The 19,666-nt window shown below is 62.8% G+C and carries 17 protein-coding genes; 6 read left to right on the top strand and 11 right to left on the bottom strand.

Features of this window, described 5'->3' with window-relative positions; all coding sequences use genetic code 11:
* Positions 1-4: 4 nt before the first annotated feature.
* The 3 genes from RVAN_RS20025 to RVAN_RS03275 all read right to left on the bottom strand — a co-directional run bounded on the left by RVAN_RS20025 (position 5) and on the right by RVAN_RS03275 (position 3,817).
* Complete coding sequence (locus RVAN_RS20025) at positions 5-154, bottom strand: hypothetical protein (RefSeq protein WP_155942334.1); 150 nt, start codon at positions 152-154, stop codon at positions 5-7.
* A gap of 57 nt (positions 155-211) precedes the next feature.
* The gene (locus tag RVAN_RS03280) at positions 212-1,825 is read right to left on the bottom strand and encodes an ArnT family glycosyltransferase (RefSeq protein ID WP_013418341.1); all 1,614 of its coding nucleotides are present in this window, start codon (positions 1,823-1,825) and stop codon (positions 212-214) included.
* A 381-nt stretch (positions 1,826-2,206) separates the two neighbouring features.
* Positions 2,207-3,817: a phosphoenolpyruvate carboxykinase gene (locus tag RVAN_RS03275; protein ID WP_049779203.1), complete on the bottom strand. Its 1,611-nt coding sequence runs from the start codon at positions 3,815-3,817 to the stop codon at positions 2,207-2,209.
* 366 nt (positions 3,818-4,183) lie between these two features.
* On the opposite strand from RVAN_RS03275, the gene RVAN_RS03270 reads away from it, so the two are divergent.
* The 5 genes from RVAN_RS03270 (at position 4,184) to RVAN_RS03250 (ending at position 8,179) form a co-directional block, all read left to right on the top strand.
* On the top strand, positions 4,184-4,879 hold the full coding sequence (locus tag RVAN_RS03270) for a response regulator transcription factor (protein ID WP_013418339.1): 696 nt from the start codon (positions 4,184-4,186) through the stop codon (positions 4,877-4,879).
* 108 nt (positions 4,880-4,987) lie between these two features.
* Complete coding sequence (locus tag RVAN_RS03265) at positions 4,988-6,844, top strand: sensor histidine kinase (RefSeq protein WP_013418338.1); 1,857 nt, start codon at positions 4,988-4,990, stop codon at positions 6,842-6,844.
* Between the two features lie 8 nt (positions 6,845-6,852).
* Positions 6,853-7,320, top strand: a complete 468-nt coding sequence (locus tag RVAN_RS03260) for an HPr kinase/phosphorylase (RefSeq protein ID WP_013418337.1) — start codon at positions 6,853-6,855, stop codon at positions 7,318-7,320.
* A gap of 102 nt (positions 7,321-7,422) precedes the next feature.
* On the top strand, positions 7,423-7,824 hold the full coding sequence (locus tag RVAN_RS03255) for a PTS sugar transporter subunit IIA (RefSeq protein WP_013418336.1): 402 nt from the start codon (positions 7,423-7,425) through the stop codon (positions 7,822-7,824).
* 22 nt (positions 7,825-7,846) lie between these two features.
* A complete protein-coding gene (locus RVAN_RS03250; RefSeq protein WP_013418335.1) occupies positions 7,847-8,179 on the top strand; it encodes an HPr family phosphocarrier protein in 333 nt (110 codons plus the stop codon).
* Positions 8,180-8,567: 388 nt separating this feature from the next.
* On the opposite strand, the gene lpdA is transcribed toward RVAN_RS03250, so the two are convergent.
* From lpdA to mdh, 8 genes are all read right to left on the bottom strand, one after another.
* On the bottom strand, positions 8,568-9,977 hold the full coding sequence (gene lpdA / locus RVAN_RS03245) for a dihydrolipoyl dehydrogenase (protein ID WP_013418334.1): 1,410 nt from the start codon (positions 9,975-9,977) through the stop codon (positions 8,568-8,570).
* A gap of 129 nt (positions 9,978-10,106) precedes the next feature.
* Positions 10,107-11,384, bottom strand: coding sequence for a 2-oxoglutarate dehydrogenase complex dihydrolipoyllysine-residue succinyltransferase (odhB, locus tag RVAN_RS03240; RefSeq protein ID WP_041787256.1), 1,278 nt, complete (start codon positions 11,382-11,384; stop codon positions 10,107-10,109).
* 249 nt (positions 11,385-11,633) lie between these two features.
* Positions 11,634-14,603 (bottom strand): 2-oxoglutarate dehydrogenase E1 component, encoded by a 2,970-nt coding sequence (locus RVAN_RS03235; protein ID WP_013418332.1) that lies wholly within the window; start codon positions 14,601-14,603, stop codon positions 11,634-11,636.
* 154 nt (positions 14,604-14,757) lie between these two features.
* The gene (sucD, locus tag RVAN_RS03230) at positions 14,758-15,633 is read right to left on the bottom strand and encodes a succinate--CoA ligase subunit alpha (RefSeq protein WP_013418331.1); all 876 of its coding nucleotides are present in this window, start codon (positions 15,631-15,633) and stop codon (positions 14,758-14,760) included.
* 3 nt (positions 15,634-15,636) lie between these two features.
* The gene (locus RVAN_RS03225; protein WP_013418330.1) at positions 15,637-16,107 is read right to left on the bottom strand and encodes a PIN domain-containing protein; all 471 of its coding nucleotides are present in this window, start codon (positions 16,105-16,107) and stop codon (positions 15,637-15,639) included.
* Positions 16,016-16,330 carry a hypothetical protein gene (locus RVAN_RS20020; protein WP_013418329.1) on the bottom strand — a complete coding sequence of 105 codons (315 nt, stop codon included), beginning with the start codon at positions 16,328-16,330 and terminating at the stop codon, positions 16,016-16,018. Before RVAN_RS20020 ends, RVAN_RS03225 begins: the two co-directional genes overlap by 92 nt.
* 55 nt (positions 16,331-16,385) lie before the next feature.
* Positions 16,386-17,585, bottom strand: coding sequence for an ADP-forming succinate--CoA ligase subunit beta (gene sucC, locus RVAN_RS03220; protein ID WP_013418328.1), 1,200 nt, complete (start codon positions 17,583-17,585; stop codon positions 16,386-16,388).
* Between the two features lie 107 nt (positions 17,586-17,692).
* Positions 17,693-18,664: a malate dehydrogenase gene (gene mdh, locus RVAN_RS03215; RefSeq protein WP_013418327.1), complete on the bottom strand. Its 972-nt coding sequence runs from the start codon at positions 18,662-18,664 to the stop codon at positions 17,693-17,695.
* A 283-nt stretch (positions 18,665-18,947) separates the two neighbouring features.
* Here mdh and RVAN_RS03210 point away from each other — a divergent pair, with 283 nt between their 5' ends.
* Complete coding sequence (locus RVAN_RS03210; RefSeq protein WP_049779583.1) at positions 18,948-19,574, top strand: putative colanic acid biosynthesis acetyltransferase; 627 nt, start codon at positions 18,948-18,950, stop codon at positions 19,572-19,574.
* Positions 19,575-19,666 lie beyond the last annotated feature (92 nt).

The raw sequence follows: 19,666 nt of genomic DNA, 5'->3' as shown, positions 1-19,666 counted from the left end.
AAGATCAAAATTTCGTATCGAACAGCCGCCGCCAGCGCACGGCCTGTTTGTCGCGGCATTCGGTTTCGGGGACCGGCATGCAGGCGGGAAGCGCCGCAGTCTCCGGCCGCGCGAAGACGAAGAGGCGCGTCGGTCCGCGTCCGTTGATATTCACGCCGTCCACGCAGCCGAGGATGCGCGGTGCCGCACCAGCCTTATCCTCGAAAACCTTTTAGAACACGTCGCGCTTGCTGCCGTTGATGAAGGCCAGTCGCGCGGCGCCCGACGCAAGCGCTTCGGCCGAGCCGGGGACGCCGCCTAGGATCGTGCGGGTGCCGTTCATGAAGACGAGGCTAGGCTCGCTGATGCCTCCGAACGCGACGGGCGCTTCTCCGCATCCGGCTAGGCGCTCGGCGGCCGCGGCTGCGCTCTTCGTGATCCAGATCGGCTCAAGGCCCGGCAGCGCGACACGAAACGCCGCTGTGTAGAACAACGCGGCCGAGACCACCGCACCCGCCAACGCCGCGCGGGAATAGCTTCCCCACGCGGCGGCCGCCGTGAAAACCGAGGCTGCCGCAAGCGTGACAAGAATGGCGACGAGCAGCGGAAGGTTTTCCGCCTCGGCGATCCATGAAAGCCCGAGAAGCAGCACGATCTGCGCGGTCGCGAGGAAACACCACAAAACGGCGCTCAGTCGCGCGCGTGACACCCTCTGCGCCGCCTCGCGGAAGGCAAACGCGGCGGCCATGGCTATGGCCGGATACAACGGCAGGGCGTAATGCGGCAGCTTCGTCGGAATCGCCTCGATGATGAGCCACCACGGCACGATCCACGCCAAGAGGAACAGGACGCGACGCGAAACGCGCCTGGTTCGCCACAGCCACCCAATAGCGCCGCCAGTCACGAACAGAACGGCGGGCCAAAACGTCCACCAGAAGGCGATGAAGTAGAAGCCGGGCGGTCCCCAGTGCTTTTCCTGCCCGCTCGCGAGCTTGCCCGCGAAGTCCTGCCCGAGCGATGCCTTGAAAAACGCGCCGCCAGAGGAGACGCCGATGGCGATGAACCACGGTAGCGTCAGCAGCAGAAGGAGCGGCACGCCCCATTTCCAGTGCAGGTTCCGAAGCCACGCGCGGCGGCTGTCGAAAATCAGCACCACGGCTGCGGTGATGAAGGAGAGCGCGGGCGCGACCGGTCCCTTGATGAGGATGCCGACGCCAAGCCCGATCCAGAACAACGCCGCGAGCCAGCCTGTGCGTGCCGGGTCGCGCGCCATATAGAGGCGGAACAGCGCGCCTTGGGCCAGCATGATGGCCGCGATGAGCGCCGCGTCAGACTTCGCGATGCGCGCTTCAAACGACATCGTGAGGCAGGTTGCGAACAGCGCCGATGCTACAAGCGCCGTCTCTCGCCCGAAGATGCCCCGCGCCGCCCAGAACGTCAGGAGCACCGCGCCGAGCGCGCCGAGAAACGACGGGATGCGATAAGCCCAGATATCGGTGAGCGTCGCGCCTGCGCTTTCGGCCGCCGTCACCGCCGCCGATTGCAGCCAGTAGATGCCAACGGGCTTCTTGTAGCGCGTCTCCTGCTGGAAGTGGATGTCGACGAAGTCGCCCGTCTCCAGCATCTGCTTCGTGGCCTGCGCGAAGCGGGCCTCGTCGCGGTCGGTAACGGGAAGTGACGCGATGCCAGGCAAGAAGAGCACGGCGCAAAGGAGCGCGAGCGCAAGCGTGGCCGCATAGGGACGAAAAGCGAGGGCACGCAATCCGCGCGCGACCGCCGCATCGACGGCGGCTAGCCGCGAGGCGTGGTTTTCGGCACGGGGAACGCTGACCGGGATCGCTTCCATGCGTTTGCGAAGATCACAGCGCGAAGTCGATCGCGGGCGATCTCGTCCTTTGTCAAGTCATGCCTGCGGGAACGGCCCCGCTTTCCAGCCGTCTTGGAGCATTCGCGTTTCATCGAAAGGCGCCCGCCCATCGATATGGCGCGATTTTCCACGCGAGACGGCATTCCGCTTCGCTCGAAAAACGCTTAGGCGGGAACTCGGCCGAAAGCAACGGTGTGGATTGTAACGAAAGCTGGCGAGATGAGCGGCGCGCGGGTGTGCTGCAAGCCCCGTACGGCAAACCGCGCGACGCATCGCGCGCCCATAAAAAACCCCGCAAAGGCCGAGGCCAGTCGCGGGGCGTGAACTTTTAGGCGAGCGCCAGAGCGGCGCTCGCACATGTTACTCGGCGGCCTTGAGCGCGGGCGCGATCATGGACACGTCGGCCTCGACGAGCGGCTGGAACTTCTTGAAGTTCTCAGCAAACATCGCGACGAGCTTTTTGGCGGTGGCGTCGTACTCGGCCTTGTCGGCCCAGGTTTCGCGCGGATTGAGAATGCGCGTATCGACACCCGGCGCTTCGGTCGGGACGAGAAGGCCGAACACCGGATCCTGCTCGAACTGGATGGCGTCGAAGCCGCCCGAAAGCGCGAGGTTCACGAGCGCGCGCGTCGCCGGCAGCGACATGCGCTTGCCGACGCCGTACTTGCCGCCCGTCCAACCCGTGTTCACGAGCCAGCAATTGACCTTGTGCTCGGCGATGAGCTTGCGCAGCATGTCGCCGTAGACGGTGGGATGACGCGACATGAACGGCGCGCCGAAGCAAGTGGAGAACGTCGCGGTCGGCTCCGTCACGCCCTTCTCGGTACCCGCCACTTTCGCGGTGTAGCCCGAGAGGAAGTGAAAGACGGCCTGGCCGGGCGTCAGCTTCGAGATGGGCGGCAGCACGCCGAAAGCGTCCGCCGTGAGCATCAGGATGTTCTTCGGCTGGCCAGCGATGCCTTCAAGGCTCGCGCCGGGAACGTAGGAGATGGGATAGGCGCCGCGCGTGTTCTCGGTCAGCGCCTCGCTCGCGTAGTTCGGCTCGCGGGTATCCTTGTCGAGCACGACGTTTTCGAGCACAGCCGCCCACTGAGACACGGCGTGGTAGATGCCGGGCTCGTTCTCGGCCGAAAGCTTGATGACCTTCGCGTAGCAACCGCCCTCGAAATTGTAGAGGCCCTTCTTCGACCAGCCATGCTCGTCGTCGCCGATGAGGGTGCGCAGCGGATCGGTGGAAAGCGTCGTCTTGCCCGTGCCGGACAGGCCGAAGAACACGGCCGCGTCGCCCGCGCTGCCTTCGCTCACGGAGCAGTGCATCGGCAGCACGTCTTCCGGCGGCAGCACGTAGTTGAGGTAGGAGAAGACGGACTTCTTGATCTCGCCCGCATAGGATGTGCCGCCGATAAGGATCAGGCCGCGCGTAAAGTCGCAGGCGATGACCGTTTCACTGCGCACGCCGTGACGCGCCGGATCGGCCTTGAAGCTCGGCAGATCGATGATCGTGAGCTTCGGCGTGAAGCCGCGAAGCTGATCGGCGGTCGGGTTGATCAGAAGGTGATCGATGAACAACGCGTGCCAGGCATACTCCGCGAAAACGCGGACCGAAACGCGATGGTCCTCGGAGGCGCCGCCGAACAGATCCTGCACGAACAGATTTTTCTCGGCTGCGTGAGCCAGAAAATCCTTGTGAAGAACATCGAACTGCTCGGTAGAGATCGCCTTCGAGTTGTCCCACCAGACGGTGCCTTCCGTCTCGGCATTCCGAACGACGAATTTGTCGGCGGCGGACCGGCCCGTATGCAGCCCCGTTACGGTGGCAAATGCGCCCGTGGACGTCACCTGACCTTCGCCGCGGCGAATCGCCTGTTCGTAAAGAGCAGCCACGGACCCGTTATGAAGCAATGCCCGTTGGAGATCTGGCGCCGCCAATTGATTGCAAGGTGTAGAGGTCTTTGAGGAAGGCACTTTCATCTCCAGGGCATGAAGGTTGAATCACAAAGCGAGCGGTCTCGCAAAAAACGTGGGTCAGGATAAACACCTGAACGCCCGAACGGTAGCAGCCTGCCGCTCATATGGCTTGTACTTCGCTCAATTTCTCCGCTCCGCAAGCGGTCAAACTAACGCGGGGCGAATCGCGCAAAAGAGCTTGACTGCTACTTTTTGCCAATGACGAGCCGTTAATGACGTTAACGAAACGTTAAATGGAAAATTGACTGAAGCTCCGCAATTCCGCCATCATGGACCGGTGGGTTGGTTGCGCTTTATGTTTTTTTCTGCATAGAGGTATTTCGGCAACAGAAACTATAATCGGAACCAGAAAGCAACCTTGGATCGCTGATGCCTACAATCGCCCTCGTCGATGACGACCGTAACATCCTGACCTCGCTGCGGATGCTTCTGGAGGCGGAAGGATACAAGATCCTTGCCTATACGGATGGCGTTTCCGCGTTCGACGGAATCACGAACGATCCGCCGGATCTCGCGATTCTCGATATCAAGATGCCGCGCATGGACGGAATGGAGCTTTTGCGCCGCCTGCGTCAGAAAACCGAAATGCCCGTGATCTTCCTCACCTCGAAGGATGAGGAAATCGACGAGCTGTTCGGCCTCAAGATGGGCGCGGACGATTTCATCCGCAAACCGTTCTCCCAGCGACTCGTCGTCGAGCGTGTACGCGCGATCCTGCGTCGCAGTGCGCCCCGCGAGGCTCAGGCGCAGGTGGAGGATTCGTCGAAGATCATCGAGCGCGGCAAGCTGAAGCTCGATCCCGAACGCCACACGTGCATCTGGGACGGCAAGCAGGTCACGCTCACAGTGACGGAATTCCTGATCCTTCAGGCGCTCGCGACACGTCCCGGCGTGGTGAAGAGCCGCGACGCGCTGATGGATGCCGCCTACGACGATCAGGTCTATGTCGACGACCGCACGATCGACAGCCACATCAAGCGCCTCCGAAAGAAGTTCAAGGTGGCCGATAACAATTTCGATGTCATCGAAACGCTGTACGGTGTGGGTTATCGGTTCAAGGAATAGCGCGCGGCGTTGCAGCCGTTCTGAAAAGATGAGAGTCTGCTCCGGCAACAGGACGCGGCGAAGGAAGCGTATTCCCGCCGCGTCAAATCATCCGGACCCGGGTTGAAAATGGTCGATATGTCCCGGTGGTGGGAAGCGACGAGCGTAAGGCGGCCGGGCCGCGCGCTGCGCCTGCGTTTGCTTCGCGCCGGGCGGCATCTCTTCAGCCGCTACCGCTTCAACAGCATCACCCGCCGCATCATCGTCATCAACATCATCGGCGTGGCCGTTCTGGTGGGCGGCATCCTGTATCTGAACCAGTACCGCGTGAAGTTCATCGGCACGCGCGTCGAAAACCTCACGACGCAGGCGCAGATCATCGCCACGGCCATCGCGCAGACGAGCAAGAACGGGGGCGACGCCGATGGCTCGCGTGCGGGCGACAGGCTTGCCGTGCCATCCTCGGGGCTTTCCAATCCCGACCTGTCGTTCCGTGTCGATCCGGAGGTGGTCTCGCCGATGCTTCGCGATCTCGTGGGGCCGACGAAGACGCGGGCGCGTGTTTTCGACCCCTACGGCACGCTCATTTCCGACAGTTTGAACCTGTACACGCGCGCGCCGACCAGCCGCGCGGCCGACGGCGGGGCGACGCAGGGCGATCCCGGCTTGTTCAACACGATATGGGCCTGGCTTCGCGGGCAATTCTGGACATCCGATCTTCCGATCTACAAGGAGTTCGGAGCGGACGGAAAGTCTTACGAGGAGGTGCGCGTTGCGCTCGCGGGCAGTCTCGCGCCGCTCATTCGCGTGACCGAGGCCGGCGACATCGTGATTTCCATCGCCGTGCCGATCCAGCGCGATTCCGCCACGCTCGGCGCGCTCCTGCTGACGGCGCAGGGCGGCGACATCGACGACATGATCGCCCGCGACCGGCTTCAGATCGTCGAGGTGGCGGCGCTCGTCGCCTTCGTGACGGCGATCCTGTCGCTCCTCCTCGCCAGCACCATCGCCGAGCCGATGCGCCGCCTCGCCGTCGCGGCCGAGCGCGTCCGCCGCAACATCAAGAACCGCGAGCAGATCCCCGACTTCAGCGACCGCCCGGACGAGATCGGCCATCTGTCGCGCGCCTTCCGCGACATGACGAACGCGCTTTACTCCCGGCTCGATGCGATCGAGAGCTTCGCTGCAGACGTCTCGCACGAGCTTAAAAATCCGCTCACCTCGCTCAGAAACGCAGCAAGCCTTCTGCCGAGGGTGAAAAACAATGAAGATCGCGACAAGCTCGTCGCGATCATCGAGCACGATGTGCGCCGTCTCGACCGCCTCATCACCGACATTTCCGACGCCTCCCGGCTCGATGCGGAACTCGCGCGCGAGATGGCGAAGCCCGTCGATCTGGCCAAGCTGCTCAAAATGCTGTGCGAAATTCAGCGGGAGGTTCGACGGGAAAGCGGCATCGGCATCGTGCTCAACGTCGAGGGATGCGTGACCGAAGAGGACTTCGCCGAGACCCGCCGCTTCATCGCGAACGGCAACGACAGCCGCTTGAGCCAGGTGATCGCGAACCTTCTCGACAACGCAATTTCCTTCTCGCCGAAGAAGGGCTCGATTTATGTCAGCGCGCGTCGGCTACCGAAAAAGGACGAGATCGAGATCAGTGTCGAGGATGAAGGCCCCGGCATCCGCGACGAGAACCTCGAAAAGATCTTCGAGCGCTTCTACACCGACCGACCCGAATCGTTCGGGCAAAATTCCGGACTCGGACTCAACATCTCGCAGCAGATCGTGAAGGCCCATGGCGGGCATATCTGGGCGGAGAACCGGACATCGCCAAAGCCGCTCAACCCGAACAGGCCGGCATGGGGCGGCGCTGCGGCGCGAACTCCGGTCCCGACGCGGGAGGAGGCTTTCGCCTGCGGAGTCAAGGAACGCTACAGCTGGGGGGCGCGCGTGGTGATCCGCCTGCCCGCCTGCCCGCTCGGATGAGGCGCGCTATGGATGGGATCGTCGTTCACGGGACATGCGTTGCGCTCGGCGGAGCCGCGGCGCTCCTTCGCGGCGACTCAGGCGCGGGCAAATCGGACCTCGCGCTTCGTTTCCTGTTTCTGCCGAAGGACACGCTCGGCGCTCAGCCCCGGTTCGTCGCCGACGATGGCGCGCGTCTTCGTCGCACCGACGCGGGAATCCGCGTGACCTGCCCCGACACCATTACGGGGAAGATCGAAGTGCGCACCCTCGGCATCGCCGATCTCCCGCCGCCCTGGATCGAAGGAGACGCGCATCTGCGGCTTCTCGTCGACCTCGCCGCCAGAAGAGAACTGCCGCGCTTTCCCGATACGATCGAATGGGAGGACGTGCTGGGCGTCCGCATACGCCGGATTGCGCTCGACCCGTTTGAATCATCCGCGCCGATGAAACTGGCGCTTGCAATGCTAGGGCGCTTCGACGGGGATGGTGGATAACGCTTTTGTCCCACTTTGGAATATATATAGAGCTTGAACGTTAAATCGTTGCGCTTCACAATGAAGCGACTGGGTATAGACCGCGCGAGCCTCGGAAAATAGATGATTGGCCTTGTCATTGTAACCCACGGCAATTTGGCAAGGGAATTTGTCTCCGCGCTTGAGCATGTGGTCGGGCCGCAGCAGCAGACCGCGACGATTTCGATCGCGCCCAACGACGATATGGAAGAACGCAGGAATGCGATCCTCGCCGCGGCCAAAAAGGTTGAAAGCGGAGATGGCGTCATCATCCTGACCGACATGTTCGGCGGAACGCCATCCAACCTCGCGATTTCGGTAATGGAAGCCGGTTCTGTCGAGGTGATCGCGGGCGTGAACCTTCCGATGCTCGTCAAGCTTGCGCGAATTCGTGAAGAAGTTGCACTTGCGGACGCGCTCAAACAGGCGCAGGAAGCCGGTCGAAAGTATATTCACGTCGCGAGCCTTGTGCTCAACGCGCAGTAAGCACCTGGAATCGGCCTCTCGCATGACAATGCCAAAGACCTCGGCACGGCAAAAACCGCGAACTCTCGGTGCGGACGGCATCTATCAGTGCCTTGCCGAAGTCACCATCGTGAACAAGCGTGGCCTCCACGCTCGCGCCTCGGCCGCCTTCGTGAAAGCGGCCGAAAAATTCGACGCCGAGGTGACGGTCCTGAAGGACGACCAGAAGGTGTGCGGCAGTTCGATCATGGGGCTGATGATGCTGGGCGCCGGTCCGGGCACGATCCTTTCTATCGAAACGGAAGGGCCTGAGGCCGAGGAGGCGCTCGAAGCCCTCACCGCGCTGATCGAGGCTGGCTTCCACGAGACGGACTGATCGCCTGAGGCGAGCGTGACGGCGCGAAGTGCGCGCTATCAGTCGCCTTGCGAGCGAGTGTTAGTGGCATTTGCGGTGGTCCCGCGGACCCCTTGCCATTCATCCGAACATTTGCGCGCCGCCTGTTCGTGCCCGATCACGGCCCAATAATGCGGACGCTTTCGCACGCCGGATACGAGCGCCAGACGGCCCGACTGCACTTAGGACCGAAAAACACGAGCGACCGGAAGCGCGTTGCATCTGGCCGCAGGGTGATCGGGCATGCTGACGCAGCACTTGGATACGCCCACGAGCGCAAAACGGACAGGCTGCTTCCAATGAAAGCCCGTTGAAAACCGCCTTGTGTTTCGCCTCCGAAACCGCGCCTCGCGGGCATCGGAGGCGCTCCTCAGATGTGGATCGCGCGCTTACCGACCGCGAGCGCTGCTTCCTTCACCGCTTCGGGCAGTGTCGGGTGCGCATGGCAAGTGCGCGCGAGGTCTTCCGCCGAGCCGCCGAACTCCATCAGCACCGCCGCTTCCGCGATCATGTTGCCCGCGTCCGGCCCGAGGATATGCACGCCGAGCACGCGGTCCGTCTTCGCGTCCGCGAGGATCTTCACGAAACCTTCGGTCTGCCGGTTCACCTTCGCGCGGCCATTCGCGGTGAACGGGAACTTGCCGACCGTGTATTCGACGCCCGCCGCCTTCAGGCTCTCCTCCGTCTTCCCGACGCTCGCAACCTCGGGATAGGTGTAGATCACACCCGGGATGACGCCGTAATTCACGTGACCGGCCTTGCCCGCGAGGTTTTCGGCGACGGCCACGCCCTCGTCTTCCGCCTTGTGTGCAAGCATCGGTCCGCGGATCACGTCGCCGATGGCATAGATGCCGGGTACGTTCGTCTCGAAATGATCGTCAACGACGATGCGGCGCTTGTTGTCGATGGCGACGCCTGCTTCTTCGAGCCCCAACCCCTCGGTGTAGGGCACGCGGCCGACAGCGACGAGCACATGGCTCGCCTCGAATTCCTCCGTCGCGCCATCGCCCGAAGCCGGCGCAACCGCAACCTTGAGCGGGCCTTTGCCGTTCGCCTTTACGCCCGTCACCTTCTGGCTGACGCGGAAGGCCACGCCCTGCTTTTCGAGGATGCGCTGGAAGCTTTTGACCACTTCATTGTCCATGCCGGGCAGGATGCGGTCGAGGAATTCGACGACCGTCACCTTCGCGCCGAGCCTGCGCCAGACGGAGCCGAGTTCGAGACCGATCACGCCGCCGCCGATGACGACGAGATGCTCGGGAACCCGGTCGAGATCGAGCGCGCCGGTGGACGAGACGACGCGCTTCTCGTCGATCTCGATGCCCGGCAGCCGAACGATGTCGGAGCCGGTGGCGATGACGATGGCCTTCGTCGCGAGCGTCTCAACCGCGCCATCAGCCGCCGTGACCGACACCTTGCCCGCGCCCGCAACGCGGCCCGTGCCGCGATGGGTATCGATCTTGTTCTTCTTCAGGAGATATTCGACGCCCTTGACGTTACCGTCGATGCCCTCGGCCTTGTATTTCATCATCGCCGCAAGATCGAGTTCGGGCTTCACCTTGATGCCCATCCCCGCGAAACCGTGGCCAGCTTCCTCGTAAAGCTCGGACGCGTGCAGCAGCGCCTTCGAGGGGATACAGCCGACGTTGAGGCAGGTGCCGCCGAAGGTCGGGTTCTTTTCCACGATTGCGGTCTTGAGCCCGAGCTGCGCCGCGCGGATGGCGCAGACATAGCCGCCGGGGCCACTTCCGATAACGATAAGGTCGTACGCATCAACCATGCGTGTCTCCAATATATCCCAGGTCGCCGGACAGGTGCCGGCCGTATGTGTGTCCGTTGCCGCGCCGTCGCTTCGTTTGCAGCGCCAGTTCCGAAAGCCCGCGCAGCGCGCGATCGCGCGTTGCGGGCGCTAAAGGTCCAGAATGAGGCGCTGCGGATCTTCCAGCGCATCTTTCACATGCACGAGGAACGTCACGGCATCCTTGCCGTCGACGAGCCGGTGATCGTAGGACAGCGCGAGATACATCATCGGCCGGATCTCGATCTTGCCGTTCACGACGACCGGCCGCTCTTGAATCTTGTGCATACCGAGGATGCCCGACTGCGGCGCATTCAGGATCGGCGTCGACATCAGCGAACCGTAAACGCCGCCGTTCGAGATGGTGAACGTGCCGCCCTGCATCTCTTCAAGGCTGAGCTTGCCGTCGCGCGCCTTCACGCCGAAGCCCGCGATCTCCTTCTCGATCTCGGCGACGGACTTGTGGTCCGCGTCGCGCACGACGGGCACGACGAGGCCGCGATCCGTGCCGACCGCGATACCGATATGGTAGAAATTCTTGTAGATGATGTCGTCGCCGTCGATCTCCGCGTTGACGCTCGGAACGTCATGCAGGGCATGCAGCACAGCCTTCACGAAGAAGCCCATGAAGCCGAGCTTGGTGCCGTGCTTCTTCTCGAAGATCGTCTTGTAGCGGTTGCGCAAATCCATGATCGTCGACATGTCCACCTCGTTGAAGGTGGTCAGCATCGCGGCGTTGTTCTGCGCTTCCTTGAGGCGACGCGCGATAGTCTGACGAAGCTTCGTCATACGCACGCGCTCCTCGCGCGCTTCAATGGTGCGCGGCGCGGCGGGACGGACGGCGGGAGCGGGCGGCGGCGCCTTTTCGAAGAAGGAACTCGGCGCGACGGACGCAGAGGCGGCGCCGCCCTCGATCACTGAAAGCATGTCGCCCTTTGTCACACGGCCATCCTTGCCGGTGCCCGAAATGGTGGCGGGATTGATGCCGGTTTCCTCGGCGATGCGGCGCACGGACGGGGCGAGCACATCGACGTTCGGCGAGCGGGGCGAAGCGGCTTGAACAGGGCTCGGGGTTGTGGCCTGAGCGGCGACCGGCGCAGGTGCCGATTTCTCGGCGGACTTGGGTGCGCCACCGTTCGCGGCCGCGCCCGCGCCTTCCGCGATCGTGCCGAGCAGCGCGCCGACGCCGACTGTTTCGCCTTCCTTGACGAGGATTTCGGCGATAACCCCCGCCGCCGGGGCATTCACTTCGAGCGTGACCTTGTCGGTCTCAAGCTCGGCAACAGCCTCATCTGCCTTCACGGCGTCGCCCGGCTTCTTGAACCATCGGCCGATGGTCGCTTCTGTGACTGATTCGCCAAGCGTGGGAACGACGATTTCCGTGGTCATGCATAAATCCTTCAACAGCCTCATCCCGAGGCGCATTTGCCCGCTCCGAGCCGCTTCGCGCCCGGTAGCCCCCTGAAAACCAGACCGTGACCGCCCTCAAATGAAGGCGACCGCGATCTCACATCCTGTCCGTCGCGACCGATCACGCGACCCGCGCCCGGCCCAAAACCGCGCCCGGCGCTCCTATCCTGTCCGCCGACCGAATCCGCAAACGGGTCGCCCGATCGCAAATCGATCTCTACGCCGAACCTAGCCCAGCACCGTCAAAGCTTCGTCGAGGAACGCGTGCAACTCCGCCGTATGCTTGCTCATCAAACCGGCGGCGGTCGACGCGCAGGCAGGCCGCCCGACATAACGGGGGCGCCGCGTTTCCGCGCCTATGTGATCGAGCACCCACTCGATGTTGCTCTCGACGAACGTCCAGGCACCCTGATTCTTCGGCTCTTCCTGACACCAGACGATTTCGGCGTTCGGGAAGCGCGACAGCTCCTGAATCAGCGCGCGCGCCGGGAACGGGTAAAGCTGCTCAAGGCGCATCAGGTAGATATCGTTGGTGCCGCGGCTCTCGCGCTCCTCGAACAGGTCGTAATAGACCTTGCCGGTGCAGAGCACGACGCGCTTGATGGCTTCATCGCGGACGAGCTTGACCGTCTCGCTCTTGCCGACCTGCGCGCTGTCCCAGAGCACGCGATGGAACGTCGTTCCCGAGCCGAACCGGTCGAGCGACGAGACCACGCGCTTGTGCCTGAGGAGCGACTTCGGCGTCATCAGGATCAGCGGCTTCCTGAAGCTGCGATGAAGCTGGCGACGCAGGATGTGGAAATAGTTCGCGGGCGTGGTGCAGTTCGCGACCTGCCAATTGTCCTCGGCGGAAAGCTGAAGGTAGCGTTCGAGGCGCGCGGAGGAATGTTCCGGCCCCTGCCCTTCATAGCCGTGCGGCAGCATCAGCACGAGGCCCGACATGCGCAGCCATTTGCGTTCGCCGCTCGCGAGGAACTGGTCTATGACGACCTGCGCGCCGTTCGCGAAGTCGCCGAACTGCGCCTCCCAGAGCACGAGCGCATTCGGCTCCGCGAGGCTGTAGCCATATTCGAAGCCGAGAACAGCCTCCTCGGACAGCATCGAATTCACGATTTCGATGCGCGCCTGCGTGTCGGACAGGTGATTCAGCGGCGTGAACTGCTCCTCGTTTTCCTGATCGGTGAGCACCGCGTGGCGCTGCGAGAAGGTGCCGCGTTCCACGTCCTGACCCGACAGGCGAACCGGGTAGCCTTCATCGAGGAGCGTACCGAGGGCGAGCGCCTCCGCCATGGACCAATCGATGCCCTTGCCTTCCTCGATCGTCTTGCGGCGGTTGGCGAGGAAGCGCTCGATCGTCTTGTGCGCTGTGAAGCCTTTCGGCAACTCGGTCAGCTTTTCGCCGATGCGGCGCAGCTTGTCGAGATCGACACCGGTGTTGCCGCGACGCGGGCCTTCCTCGGGCAGCGTGATCGAGGACCACCGCCCATCGAGCCAGTCGGCCTTGTTCGGCCGATAGCTTTCGGACGCGATGAACTCCTGTTCGAGCTTGTCCCAGAAGGTAGATTTCAGCTTCTCGGCCTCTTCCTCCTTGACGAGGTTCTCATCCGCGAGCCGCTTTGAGTAGATCGACACCACGCTCTGCTGCTGGCGGATCTTCTTGTACATGAGCGGCTGCGTGAAGGACGGCTCATCGCCCTCATTATGGCCGTGCCGCCGGTAGCAGATCATGTCGATCACGACCGGCTTGTGGAAGCGCTGGCGGAATTCAGTCGCCACGCGCGCGCAGTAGACCACGGCTTCCGGATCGTCGCCGTTCACATGGAATATCGGTGCCTCGATCATGCGCGCGATGTCCGACGGATATGGCGATGAGCGAGAGAAGCGCGGCGCGGTGGTAAAACCGATCTGGTTGTTGACGATGAAGTGGATCGAGCCGCCGGTGCGGTGCCCCTTCAGGCCGGAGAGGCCGAAGCACTCCGCGACGACGCCCTGCCCCGCGAAGGCGGCATCGCCGTGCATCAAAAGCGGGAGAACCTCCGAGCGCGTCTTGTCGCCGAGCTGGTCCTGCTTCGCGCGAACCTTGCCGAGCACGACGGGGTCAACGATTTCGAGATGCGACGGGTTCGCGGTGAGCGAGAGATGCACGGAATTGCCGTCGAACTCGCGGTCGCTCGACACGCCAAGGTGATACTTCACGTCGCCCGAGCCTTCGACGTCCTCGGGGTTGGCGGAGCCGCCCTTGAACTCGTGGAACAGCGCGCGGAACGGCTTGCCCATCACGTTGGTGAGCACGTTGAGGCGGCCGCGATGCGGCATGCCGATGACGATTTCCTTTACGCCGAGCTGGCCGCCGCGCTTGATGATCTGTTCGAGCGCGGGAATCGCTGCCTCGCCGCCTTCAAGGCCGAAGCGCTTCGTGCCTGTGTATTTCTTGTCGAGGAAACGCTCGAACCCCTCGGCATGGACGAGCTTCGTGAGGATCGCCTTCTTGCCGAGCGCCGTGAACTCGACTTCCTTGTCGGGGCCTTCGATGCGCTCCTGAATCCAGAGCTTCTGCTCCGGCGAGGAGATGTGCATGAACTCGAAGCCGATGGTGCCGCTATAGGTGCGCTTCAGGATCTCGATGATCTGGCGCAGGGTCGCGGTTTCGAGGCCGAGCACGTTATCGATGTAGATCTGGTGATCGAGGTCGGCGGCGGTGAAGCCGTAGGTCTTCGGATCAAGTTCCGGGTGCGAACCGGGAGGGGTGATGTGCAGCGGGTCGAGATTGCCGATGAGATGGCCGTTCACGCGGTAGGCGCGGATGAGCATGATCGCGCGTACGCTTTCGCGCGTGGCCCGGAACGCCTCCTCGCGGGTGATTTCGACGCCGTGCTGCTGGGCCTTCGCCTGAATGCGGCGGTTGATCGGAAGGCCCTCTTCCGGCCCCCAGTCGGCGGCGAGCGCGTTCAGGATGTCGCCATCCTCGTCGCTATGTCCGTTTTTCGGCTTCCACGACGGACCAAGAGCCTCGGCGTCGACGGTCCCGCGGCGTTCTTTCAGATCGGTGAAAAAGGCGCGCCAGTCGGCAGTAACAGACCCCGGGTTCTCCTGAAAACGCTCGTAGAGGTCTTCGATATAGGCCGCATTCGCACCGTGCAGAAACGATGTCCTCGCGAACGCTTCGTTGAGGTTTTCCCGTCTCACTTCGATCACCATCACCTAAAAGGCTTTTGAGCGGACATAGAGCAAATTTCGCGCGCAGTTGCGCAAATTTTGCTCTCACATTCTGGTTACCGAATAGGCGGTGCACCAAAAAAAGAGAGGGTGCACTGCCATCGGCGAATGGCTGTCCGCCCCGCCTTTCGGCGGATCAGCCTTTGAGAACTTCGACGAGCGTGCTCCCGAGTGCGGCCGGCGAGGGGGACACGACGATGCCGGCGGACTTCATCGCTTCGATCTTGTCGCCGGCTGAGCCTTTGCCGCCAGCAATAATCGCGCCAGCATGGCCCATGCGTCGGCCGGGAGGTGCTGTAACGCCCGCGATGAAGCCTACAATCGGCTTCTTGCGCGAGGATGTCCTGTAGAAATCCGCCGCTTCCTCCTCCGCTGAGCCGCCGATTTCACCGATCATAATGATCGATTGTGTCTCGTCGTCGGCGAGCAGCATTTCGAGCACATCAATATGTTCGGTTCCCTTCACAGGGTCGCCGCCGATGCCGATGCAGGTTGTCTGACCGAGCCCTGCAAGCGTCGTCTGATGAACCGCCTCATAGGTAAGCGTGCCGGAGCGCGAAACAATACCGACGCTGCCACGCTTGTGAATGTGGCCGGGCATGATGCCGATCTTGCACTCGCCGGGCGTAATGACGCCGGGGCAATTTGGGCCGATGAGCCGCGACTTCGAGCCGACGAGCGCGCGCTTCACCTTGATCATGTCCTCGACCGGGATGCCCTCGGTGATGGTCACGATGAGCGGGATTTCCGCGTCGATGGCTTCGAGGATGGCGTCGGCCGCGAACGGAGGCGGCACATAGATCGCGGTCGCGTTCGCGCCCGTCTTCTGGACGGCGTCGAGCACGGTGTCGAATACGGGAAGGCCGAGATGGGTGGACCCGCCTTTGCCCGGTGTCACGCCGCCGACCATCTTCGTGCCGTATGCGATTGCCTGCTCGGAGTGGAAGGTGCCCTGCGCGCCGGTAAAGCCCTGGCAGATTACCTTTGTATTCTTGTCGACGAGGATGGCCATGTTCTAATCCTTCAAGAGAAGCGACTGTTCGGTGTCGTGGAAGCCGCCCGCTGACGGCGCGGGGAGGAATGGGTTTTCGACCGTGACGGAGCCGTAAGCCTGTCCGTGGCTGAGGTTTTCCGTGTAGATTGTGGTTGCGCCGAGCGCTTCCGCCGCAGCGATGATCGCCGCGTCCCGATACGAGATGCGGTATCGGGCGGACAGCGCCACCGCCGCCTTGACGAGGGCGACATCGGTCGGGACGCATGCAAATTCCTCAAGGTTCTCGATCCATTCGAGAGCCAGAGCGGGCTGCATGTCGAAATCCGTCTTCCGGGTAGCGTTCACGTAGAATTCCTGTAAAACCTGCGCCGAAAGACCGAACTGCTCCTCTCCGATAAGTCTAATCGCTATCGTCTTTTTTGAACGGTGTGCCGGGTTCTTCGAAGCCGCGTACAGCAGAATGTTCGTGTCGAGAAAACACTCCACGGTCATACAGCGCCTCCCTGTCCCACTTCCAGTTTTCGCCAGGATCGCAAGTCGACTGTTCCGCGAGCGCGATCAGTTGCTTCCTGGCCTCCGCCGCGCGCCCATGATGACGGGCGAGCTTGCCGAGATACTCCCTTACGAGGCCGTTCACGGTCGTGTCGTTGGCGGCGGCGTATTTGCGCACCACCGCCAGCACTTCATCCTCAACGGCCAGCGTTATGTTTTTCATGGCGCACCTCCACATATCCTGTGTTACACAGCTTATGTGGAGGGGCCCTGTTCGGTCAAGCCGCCTTCTTCACCTCGGCCACGATCTTCTCGGCTGCGTCCGCGAGGTTGTCCGCCGGGATCACGGCGAGACCGGAATTGCGGATGATCTCCTTGCCGAGTTCGACGTTCGTGCCTTCGAGGCGCACGACGAGCGGCACCTTGAGGCTCATCTCGCGGGCGGCGGCGATAATGCCTTCCGCGATGATGTCGCAGCGCATGATGCCGCCGAAGATGTTGACGAGGATGCCCTTCACGTTCGGGTCGGACAGGATGATCTTGAAGGCTTCCGTCACCTTCTCCTTTGTCGCGCCGCCGCCGACGTCGAGGAAGTTGGCGGGCTCCGAACCGTAGAGCTTGATGATGTCCATTGTCGCCATGGCGAGTCCGGCGCCGTTCACGAGGCAGCCGATGCTGCCGTCGAGCTTCACGTAGGACAGGTCATAGCGGGACGCGAGCACTTCCGCCGGGTCTTCCTCTTCAAGGTCGCGCAGCGCCACGATCTCGGGATGACGGTAGAGCGCGTTCGAGTCGAAGTTCAGCTTCGCGTCGAGACAGACGAGGTCGCCCTTCTCGGTCACGATCAGCGGATTGATTTCCAGCTGGCTCATGTCCTTCTCGACGAAAGCCTTGTAGAGGCTCCCGATCAGCTTCACGCACTGCTTGACCTGATCGCCTTCGAGGCCGAGTTCGAAGGCCACCTTGCGGCCATGGAACTGCGAATAGCCCGACGCCGGATCGATGGAGAAGGTGAGGATCTTCTCGGGGGCGTCGTGCGCCACTTCCTCGATGTCCATGCCGCCCTCGGTCGAGGCGATCACGGCCACGCGGCTCGTCGCGCGGTCCACGAGGAAAGAGAGATAGAGTTCGCGCTTGATCGCCGCGCCCTCTTCGATGAGGAGGCGCTTCACGACGCGGCCCTCGGGGCCGGTCTGCACGGTGACGAGCGTGCGGCCGAGCATTTCGTCCGCGAAGGTGCGGACATCGTCGAACGACTTGGCGATGCGAACGCCGCCCTTCTCGCCCGCTTCCGGCTCCTTGAACGAGCCCTTGCCGCGACCGCCGGCATGGATCTGCGCCTTAACGACGGCGATGGGGCCGCCGAGTTCCTTCGCAACTGCGAAGGCTTCTTCCGGTGTGAAGGCGGCATGGCCCTTCGGCACAGGTACGCCGTATTCTTTCAGGATGGCTTTCGCCTGATATTCGTGAACGTTCATGAGGCACTCTCGAATGTGTGGGAGTGGGTGGCGGCATTGTGCGCCGCAAAAAGTCCGGGTTACACAGCCGCAAAAGAAAGCCGCCTGCAAGGCGGCTTTCGTCTAGGTCAAGCGGGTTGGGCGAGGCCCGGCGCGATGCGGACGCAAGCTTCGACGAGGTTCTTCACCGCCTCGACGGAGCGGTTGAAATCGAGGCGCTCGTGCGTGTTGAGATCGATTTCGATCACGCGTTCCATGCCCTTCGCACCGATCACGGTCGGCACGCCGATATAAAGCCCCTTCACGCCATATTCGCCGGTGAGATAGGCGGCGCAAGGCAGCACGCGCTTCTTGTCCTTGAGGTAGGATTCGGCCATCTCAATCGCGGAGGCGGCAGGCGCGTAATAGGCCGAGCCGGTCTTGAGCAGCTTCACGACTTCGGCGCCGCCATCGCGCGTGCGCTGAACGATCTCGTTCAGGCGCTCATGCGTGATCCAGTTCATCTTGATGAGGTCGGGGAGCGGGATGCCAGCAACCGTGGTGTAGCGCGTGAGCGGAACCATGGTGTCGCCGTGGCCGCCGAGCACGAAGGCCGTCACGTCTTCGACCGACACATCGAATTCGCGCGCGAGGAAGTAGCGGAAGCGCGAGCCGTCGAGCACGCCAGCCATGCCGACGACCTGATTCTTCGGCATGCCGGTCACCCGCTGAAGCGCCCAGACCATGGCGTCGAGCGGGTTCGTGATACAGATGACGAAGGCGTCGGGGGCGTACTTCTTGATGCCCGCGCCGACCTGTTCCATCACCTTGAGGTTGATTTCGAGAAGGTCGTCGCGGCTCATGCCGGCCTTGCGGGGAACGCCTGCGGTCACGATGACCACGTCCGCGCCCTTGATGTCGGCGTAGTCGTTGACGCCCTGGAAGCCGACGTTGAAGCCGTCGACCGGCGCGGACTCGGCGAGGTCAAGCGCCTTGCCCTGGGGCAAGCCCTCGGCGATGTCGAACATGACCACGTCGCCGAGTTCCTTGAGGCCGATCAGATGGGCGAGGGTACCGCCAATCATGCCCGACCCGATGAGTGCGATTTTGGCCCGTGCCATGCCGTTCTCCTGTCTTATTTGTCTTAGTGTGGCTCGCGTGCGTCTCCGCCGCGGGAAAATGCTGCGCTCGCGTTCCGTTACTCGCATTTCGCGCGTGCGGCAAGACAAGTGACGGCAAGTTTACCACTGCGCGAGTGGCGCCCGATAGGACGAATTGAAGCCGCGCCGCGCGAAGAACACGAACGATTTTCGTAACGAAATTGCGAAAGTGTTTATTCTCATCCCGATTTTCGCCGAAAATGCCTGCGCGATTAGCGTTGATGTGGAATCAGGGATGCACGCGATGCTGGCAGCCAAAGAGCGCTTTCCGAATCTCGCCGACTTCAGCACCCGCGATTTCGTCCGGGGTCGGTCCCGCGCAGTCGAGGCCCTGTGGCTCGCCGTGCAATGGGCTTTCGTCTCCTCGTGGCTGCCGGGATCGGCACACCGCCGCGCGCTTCTCCGCCTGTTCGGCGCGACAATCGGCGCGGGCGTGGTCATCAAGCCCGGCGTGCGGGTCAAATTTCCGTGGCGGCTCGAAATCGGCGACCATAGCTGGATCGGCGAGGATGCGTGGATCGACAACCTCGCGCCAGTCGCCATCGGGCGCGATTGCTGCCTGTCGCAAGGCGCGTATCTCTGCACCGGTAGCCACGACTGGAAAAGCCGCACCTTCGACCTCATCACGAAGGGCATCCGAGTGGAGGATGGCGCGTGGATCGCCGCGAAGGCCGTCGTCGCGCCGGGTGTCGTCATCGGCGAGGGCGCGGTGCTCGGGCTTGGCAGCGTTGCGACACGCGATCTCGCACCATGGGGCATCTATCGCGGCAACCCCGCCGAGCGCAGCGCGGAACGCCGGGCCGAAATCCTTGCCTCGTCGCCCGCTGAACTTCGCCTGACACCGGAGGCAGCGGAAACGGACGTGGTCTGATAACAGGAGGGCGTTCCGGTTCGCCGCAAAAGGCTATCGCCAGCGGATTTCGCGCTTGTCGGCGGTTCCCGGAAAGCCCATGTAAGGCGCGG

The sequence above is a fragment of the Rhodomicrobium vannielii ATCC 17100 genome (assembly GCF_000166055.1).
Taxonomy (GTDB): domain Bacteria; phylum Pseudomonadota; class Alphaproteobacteria; order Rhizobiales; family Rhodomicrobiaceae; genus Rhodomicrobium; species Rhodomicrobium vannielii.
Note: the sequence above shows the minus strand (reverse complement) of the source record. Positions and strands in the feature narration are given on the sequence as shown.